This window comes from Streptomyces sp. (genome assembly GCF_036566765.1).
Classification (GTDB): Bacteria; Actinomycetota; Actinomycetes; order Streptomycetales; family Streptomycetaceae; genus Streptomyces.
The window spans coordinates 1-5,666 of the sequence record NZ_DATCVQ010000186.1 but is presented as its reverse complement, the minus strand read 5'-3'; the positions used below and the strand labels follow the sequence as shown (position 1 = coordinate 5,666).

Here is a 5,666-nt window from a genome sequence, read left to right as displayed (position 1 = left end):
CCCCCGCGACCACCGATTCGTTGCCCCGCTGAGAGATCATCACAGCGCCTTGTGTCATGAGCGCCAGTTGCACGTGCTCGGGATCGCCACGCCGGACATGAGTCGAGGTGCGGCGCGAGAGCACCGGCGAGTCGGACACGGCAGTCAGCCGCACCACGCCGAGCTCCAGGTCCGTGATGCTCGCCCGGAAACCGGCCGCGTGCCGGGTGCTGAGCATGACGGGCATCACCTCGTTGCACACCGTCTCGCGGAACCAATCGAACCTGTCCCCACCCGCCCCGACAGCATCCGACGCGACCAGCGACTCCATGAGATCCCCCAACTCCTCGACGTGGCAGCGAACCAGACCCTCACCGGTTTGTCGCACAGCCGGGCCCCACCCCCACCGCCACGCGATCAACTATTCAGACACACGCTTCGGACGCGGCTTTCGGACGCGTGCTCGGTCCGCTGTGGCGTTCGCCGACGAGCCGGCGGGGCGCGGCGGCGCTCAGCGGGACGGCATGTCACGCGTGGCCCGGACGCCCCGGCCGTCACCGGCCGCGGCGCGCCCTGCCCCCGGCAGGCGCGAGGGGCAGAAAGCAGCGGTGGGGGCTACAGGTCGCCGGTGTCGATGATGCGGCGGGAGAGGGCGGCCAGGTGCGCGTCGATGCGCTGTGCGTCTGCGCCGAGTGCGGGGGCGAGGACGTACGCGGCCAGCCAGCCCGCGGAGAGCGCCAGTTCGTAGCGGACCCGGCCGGCGTCCCGCTGCCGGCTGCTGGTCTGGGCCCACACGCGGCGGGCGGTCCGCTCGGCGTGCTGCGGGTAGCAGGCGTTCCGGTCAGCTGCCCAGAGCGCTTCTGCCGCGATCTGCGTGACTTCCACGGCCGTCACGTCGGTGGAGGCTCCGATGTCGCCCGGATCGGCGAGAGCGGCGGCCCTGGCGGTGCGCTCGCGGGCCGTGAGCCAGGCCTCGATCCGGTCGCGGTCGTACCCGTTCAGCGTGGCGAGTGCCGAGGCGGTGAGACAGCCGAGCTCCAGGAGCAGCGGGGCAGTCTGCGTGAGCGTGTCGGCCACGCACGCGTGGTCGCGCAGCAGGGCGAGCGCCGTGCGGGCGTCCTGGGTCGCTGTCGTCTCGTAGTCGTTCACGAATTGGCCGGCGAGTACTCCGGGCATGAGCGTGCGGGTGAGCTGGAGGCCGGCCAGGCGCGCGTCGGCGCGGTCTGCCGGGGCGGGCGTGGTGAAGCGGGGCAGGCGGTCGCGTGCGAGTAGCCACTGTTCGGCGGCGGCGCGGTCGAACAGCGGACTGGCCTCGGTGCCGCCGGTCCGGGGCGGGAAGTCGCCGTGGCGGCGGCGCCAGTCGGCTACCGCGGCCCGCCCGGTCCAGGCTATCCGGGCGATCTGGGAGAGGGTCACGTGCGTGGTCGTCGTCGGTGTCATGCGTCCTGATTCCTCGTCGGTGCAAGGAGAGTGTCCGTCACAGTCCGCCCGGCGCATACCGCGGCCGGCTTCGCGGGCAGCGAGGCGAGCGGGGAGCGCCGGCCCTTCAGGACGGTGCGCGCAGCTGGCGGCAGGCTTCTTCGGGGTGGGCGTCGCAGAGCGCGTCGATGCCGGCGGCGCGGTACGGGGCGACGTCGACCGCGCCGGCCCGTGACCTGCCGAGCCGGAGGCCAACGCGCAACGGCTGCGGGCAAGACGCAAGGTTGAGCACGCCCTTGCGGCCGACGCCGCCGACCACGGCTGGGCTCGCGAGATCGAACGCCACCACTGCACGGCCAGCCGCATCGAGAAGCTGCTGACCGACCTCGGCAAGCCACTCGACGACCCGACCGACACCCTGGAGAGGGGTCACCGCTGATTAGCGAGTCGGGAACGAAGCCAGAGCAAGGTCCCATTGGTCAGCTGCGTGAAGCAGCGCAGCCTTATCCACCCGCACCTCCACGACGTACTGGTAAATGTCCGCCCGAGCATCGCCCTGCTGGCATGGGCGTGCCGCCTCCAAGGAAGGGTGAACGCGAATCACCGCCCCACCTGTTGCGCGTGGTCGACCCGGTCGACGACACCTACCGGCGGCAGATGAACCGGCAGCTCACCGTGCAGGAGTCCCGCCACAAGCTCGCCCGGGACATCTGCCACGGCAAGCGCGGGCAGATCATGCAGGCGTACCGGACGGGGCAGGATCGCTCCGGCGGCAGAACTGCGCCTCAAGCAGATCGGTGAAGATTCCGATGGGGTCGTCCCAACCGCCGTTGATCCAGTCGCCGTTGACGTTGGTGGTGACCATCTGTTCGCCATCGCGAGCGCCGTAGGCGTAGGACCACGATCCGAAGAGCGCACCCCCCATGCCCCAGACCGTTTCCCCGCAGGGCAGTCTCACTGAGGAAACGCCGAGGCCGTAGGCGGCGTTGGAAATCCAGTCGCGAGTGGGCACGGTGGTGAACATGTCGCGTTGTTGGTCCGGTGGCAGTATCCGGCCCCCCAGCAGGGCACCGAAGAACCGGTTGAGGTCCCCGGCGGTGGAGATCATGCCGCCGGCTGCCCAGAACATGGATGAATCGAGCTCGGTCGCGTCGTGGACCGGCGCGTCGGGGTCGGTCTGGAACAGCTTCGTGTAGTGCCGGGAATGTGGCCCGTGGATCGTCGGGTCGCTGCCGTGCGGCAGGTACGTGCCGGCCAGGCCGAGTGGGCGGGAGATCCGCTCCGTGATCTCCTCGGCGAGCGCGCGGCCGGTGGCCCCTTCGATGATCATCCCTGCGAGGACGTAGTTGGTGTTGGAGTATGCCCAGCCCGAACCCGGTGTGAAGGTGGGTGGATGGGACATCGCGATCTGCACCAGCGACTCGGGCGGGTGAGTCTCGTAACGGTTCAGTGCTTCCTGGTCATCGGTGTAGTTGAAGATCCCGCTGGTGTGGTTGAGCAGCATCCTGATGTTCACCCTGGCACCGTCGTGGTGATGCCCATGGACCACGCCGGGCAGCCACTGTTCCGCGGTGTCATCCAGGCTCAGCCTGCCTTCCGCCGCCAGCTGCATCACGACGGTGGCCACGAACGTCTTGCTGATGCTGCCGATGCGGAACCGGTCCTGCTGTGAACGCTTGCGGCCGGTTCGGGTGTCGGCCACTCCTGCGCTCCCGAACCACTGCCGGTCGCCGTCGCAAACCTCAGCAAGAATGCCGGGAAGGCCGCCTTGGGTCACGGCTTGCTGAAGTAAGCGCTGAACCGCCTCGTAGCCCTCGGCCCCTGAGGCCGGCGCGGACTCAGATACCGCGCCCCCTGCTTTGACCGGTTCGGCGCCCGGTCGGACGCTGTCTGTATGAGCGGTGTGTCGGTGCATGTGGTCCTCCTTGTGGTGTGTGACCCGTAAGCGACCGCCCGGCCCCTCTCCACAGCGTGCTTCACTGGCCCACCGGCTCTCACCAAGGGCTTGGGGCCCAGCGCAGTGTGCAATCCATCGCGCACGCCTACAGGACCCACTGCACATCACGGCAAGGGCACGGCACGGCTGCGGCGTGATCGGGCGTGTCAGCTGTTGCCAGTGGTCAGTGATCCTGGCTGTTGAGCGTCTGCCGTACGCGGTCCGCCAACTCGGCCTGATCGACACCGGCCAAGGCGAGAGCACGGGGCACGGTGCCGACTGGAGCCTGCAGGATCCCGAGCAGCAAATGCGCTGACCCCAGGTCCTTCTTGCGGGCAGAGGCGAAGCTCCGATCCAGTGCGAGTCTGGCGGAGGCACCCAGCTTGGGCTGTTCGGAAGCGCGGCTCGGCCGGGGAAGGTCATAGGCGGCCGGAGATACTCCAACCATGCTCAGGCTGTGCTCAAACTCTCGATCCAGTGCATCGCGAACAGCAGCGCGATCGAGCCCGACCGAGACCAGGACCTGCTGTGCGGTAGTCCCCTGATCGGCGGCGAGCGACAGCAGGAGATGGTGCGCGTCGATCGTCGCCGACCCATCCTCCTGAGCTTCGCCCATCGCCCGCACGATGACTGCGTGCAGGTACTTGTCAAACGCGCTCATCGCCGCGCCTCCTCAGCTTGACTCCGGCGGCGATGAGCCGCTTGGCGTGCTTCTTGTGGACGGCCTGGCGGGTGACACCGAGCGCCTCGGAGACCTGCGGCCAACTCCAGCCCGCACGCATGGCCTGCTCGACAGCGGCGTCCTCCAGTTGATCGGCAAGGCGCCGCAGCGCCGCGACAGCCGCCAGGGCGTCAGCGGGCTCTTGAGGAAGGGAATTCTTGCCGACGGACATGCAAGCAACTGTAGTTGACTAATGGAGATAGTCAACCCGAGTTGCTAACGACTGGGGCAGGGTGCGGTGATCCGTCGGAGGCTCGTGATCACGGGCCGCCCTGTCGGCAAACGATGGCGGGCTCAAGCGGTCTGCGCATCACCGCTGTTCAGGAGGTCAGCGAGACCTGTGCCGGAGTGCGACAGCCATAGGTCTTGCGCGGACGGTGGTTGAGCTCGTGGGCGATGGCGTCCAGGTCGGCCTGGCTGATCGTGCGGAGGTCCGCGCCCTTGGGCAGGTACTGCCGCAACAGCCGGTTCGTGTTCTCGTTGGAGCCGCGCTGCCACGGGCTTCGCGGTTTGCAGAGATGGATCGGCACACCCGTCTCCGCAGTGAGCCTTTTCAACTTGGACTCGGGGTGAGGGCGCTACGCATGCCTGACCTGCCCAGATGCTGTGACGTGGTCACCCGATCGGTGGCCGCGTTGAAAACGCTCAGTGATGGCCTTGTGCTCGGCCATCTCGCGGCCCCGGTCCCAGGTGAGCGTCCGCCGCCACTGGGGCGGGATGCCGAGGAGGCTGCGGGTGAGGTGCGGTGCGACCTGCTCGGCTTTGATGCCGCGGGCAACGCGACGATGGCGGTGTACCGGCTGGTGCGTTCGACGAGCGTCGCGACCACTGAGGGCCGTGCGCCCATCACAAGGTCGCCCTCCCAATGGCCAGGCACCTTGCGGTCCTCGACCTCTGCGGGACGCGCGCTGATGGACACCATGCCGCAGATCACGCCCCGCCCGGTGCGCCGACGGGCGACCTTAATCGATTACTCCCAAGCAGCCGACTTCACCCATCCTCCGTGGTCCGGCCTGCTGGCGCTGCCTCCCGGGCTGCGGCCTCCGTCGGGCACCGGCGTCTCCGATCTGCCTTGATGACGCGAGAGAGGGACACGTTGGACATAGCCGCACCGACAAGGGCGTGTTGGCGTTGACGCGGTGCCGACGGGGTCACAGGTCGGTGACCTCACCGAGCCCCAGCGTGCGGAGGGTGTGGTTGGCCATGTGGAGATGCCCCACGGCGTTCGGGTGTGCGGGGTCGTCCAGCCAAGGGATCGGCTCGGTGTCGGGGAAGTGCGCCAGCCAGTACGCCTCGTGGTCGACGAGCACGGCTCCGGTCTCGGCGGCTATCTCCCGGACGGCCTGACAGTAGGCCGGCAGAGCCGCTCGCCTGGACTTGCCCGACTCACTGACCAACACAGGGGTGTGCACGATGATCTGCGCACCGGACGCTTTGGCGATGATCGCCCGCATTGCCTCGTGGAACTCCGGCAGCCCGTCCACACCTGCGACGGCATCGTTGGTGCCAAGGGATATGGACAACACGTCAGGGGAGAAACGGCCGATGAGGTGGTCGTACGCGCCAAGCACATCGGTGGCCCGCCAAGCCGACACCCCGGTGTTGACCACG

7 protein-coding genes and 3 pseudogenes are annotated in these 5,666 nt (G+C 68.5%); 1 reads left to right on the top strand and 9 read right to left on the bottom strand.

The genetic code is table 11. The features are described 5' to 3' along the window. The 3 genes from VIU94_RS10340 to VIU94_RS10330 form a co-directional block, all read right to left on the bottom strand. A partial coding sequence (locus tag VIU94_RS10340; protein ID WP_524540626.1) for an AraC-like ligand-binding domain-containing protein occupies positions 1–310 on the bottom strand: 310 nt, incomplete at its 3' end. A gap of 284 nt (positions 311–594) precedes the next feature. Then, the gene (locus tag VIU94_RS10335; protein WP_331909914.1) at positions 595–1,419 is read right to left on the bottom strand and encodes a hypothetical protein; all 825 of its coding nucleotides are present in this window, start codon (positions 1,417–1,419) and stop codon (positions 595–597) included. Between the two features lie 106 nt (positions 1,420–1,525). Continuing rightward, positions 1,526–1,831, bottom strand: a complete 306-nt coding sequence (locus VIU94_RS10330) for a hypothetical protein (RefSeq protein ID WP_331909912.1) — start codon at positions 1,829–1,831, stop codon at positions 1,526–1,528. Between the two features lie 173 nt (positions 1,832–2,004). On the opposite strand from VIU94_RS10330, the pseudogene VIU94_RS10325 reads away from it, so the two are divergent. Then, positions 2,005–2,160 (top strand): annotated as a pseudogene (locus VIU94_RS10325) (Tn3 family transposase); the annotation flags it as partial. Here the strand turns inward: VIU94_RS10325 and VIU94_RS10320 are convergent. From VIU94_RS10320 to VIU94_RS10295, 6 genes and pseudogenes are all read right to left on the bottom strand, one after another. Continuing rightward, positions 2,132–3,313 carry a serine hydrolase domain-containing protein gene (locus tag VIU94_RS10320; RefSeq protein ID WP_331909910.1) on the bottom strand — a complete coding sequence of 394 codons (1,182 nt, stop codon included), beginning with the start codon at positions 3,311–3,313 and terminating at the stop codon, positions 2,132–2,134. The pseudogene VIU94_RS10325 and the gene VIU94_RS10320 sit on opposite strands and share 29 nt — an antisense overlap. 205 nt (positions 3,314–3,518) lie before the next feature. Further along, the gene (locus VIU94_RS10315) at positions 3,519–3,995 is read right to left on the bottom strand and encodes a Clp protease N-terminal domain-containing protein (RefSeq protein ID WP_331909908.1); all 477 of its coding nucleotides are present in this window, start codon (positions 3,993–3,995) and stop codon (positions 3,519–3,521) included. Continuing rightward, positions 3,982–4,227, bottom strand: coding sequence for a hypothetical protein (locus VIU94_RS10310; RefSeq protein ID WP_331909906.1), 246 nt, complete (start codon positions 4,225–4,227; stop codon positions 3,982–3,984). Before VIU94_RS10310 ends, VIU94_RS10315 begins: the two co-directional genes overlap by 14 nt. A gap of 122 nt (positions 4,228–4,349) precedes the next feature. Further along, a pseudogene (locus VIU94_RS10305) lies at positions 4,350–4,591 on the bottom strand (IS30 family transposase); the annotation flags it as partial. 256 nt (positions 4,592–4,847) lie between these two features. After that, a pseudogene (locus VIU94_RS44660) lies at positions 4,848–4,986 on the bottom strand (IS30 family transposase); the annotation flags it as partial. A 220-nt stretch (positions 4,987–5,206) separates the two neighbouring features. Beyond that, the coding region (locus VIU94_RS10295) for an SGNH/GDSL hydrolase family protein (RefSeq protein ID WP_331909902.1) at positions 5,207–5,666 on the bottom strand (460 nt) is incomplete at its 5' end.